Annotated in this window: 1 protein-coding gene; it reads left to right on the top strand. The window is 67.6% G+C overall.

From position 1 onward, the window contains the following. Positions 1–93: 93 nt before the first annotated feature. Positions 94–749: hypothetical protein (locus tag J7528_RS23750; protein ID WP_291879792.1), on the top strand; the 656-nt coding region annotated here is incomplete at its 3' end.

The following is a 749-nucleotide window of genomic DNA, read 5'->3' on the forward strand; positions in this document are numbered from 1 at the left end:
CGGCACGTCACAATCCTACGAAGTCCTCAACGTCTACGGCCCAGGCTAAACTCGACAATCGCCGGGAGCCTGGACACGAGCGTACAAGATCCGATGGAAGTCTCGCCGCCCTCCCCGTTTCGGCGTGCCCGCCCAAGCCAAGCGCTGGCATTGGAACGTTGGCGAAGCAGGGGCGCGCGTCTGCTCGGCGCGCTCGTCATCCATCTCCTGCCGGTGGCCGGGCTGCTCGTGGCGCTTCCCTCAGAGCCGAAGGCGTCCGGCGCGGCCTTTGGCCAATCGGTCACGGTGACCTTGGTCTCGGGCGCGCCGACCCGGACCTCAACGCCAAACCCTTCAACCGCACGACATGACCTGGCCGCGCTTGAACAAAGGCTCAGCGACAAGGGCCTTGCCGTCGCCGAGCCGCTCGCGGCCGCGCCCTCGACCAAGCTGACCCGCCTTTCGGAGCTTTTTGACGCGCCAGCCGGAGGCGCTGGTCAGGTCGATGCCAATGCGCGCCCTCGCCTGTCGGCGGGCGGCGACGATGACCCATTCGCGCGGGCGTCGGTTTCGTACCGGGGCGATGATCCAGTCAAGGCCGCGCGCCTGAACGCCAAGGCGCGGCGTTGCACGCAAGGCGCGGGGGCGATGCGGCTTCTGCTCATCATCAACTCAGAAGGCTATCTGGTCGCCAAACCCCGACGGCTTGGTCAAGCCGGGTCAAGCAAAGCCGCCGCCAAGACGATCGACGCCATCGAGCGCTGCGCCCC

This window comes from Caulobacter sp., from assembly GCF_017744445.1.
Taxonomy (GTDB): domain Bacteria; phylum Pseudomonadota; class Alphaproteobacteria; order Caulobacterales; family Caulobacteraceae; genus Caulobacter.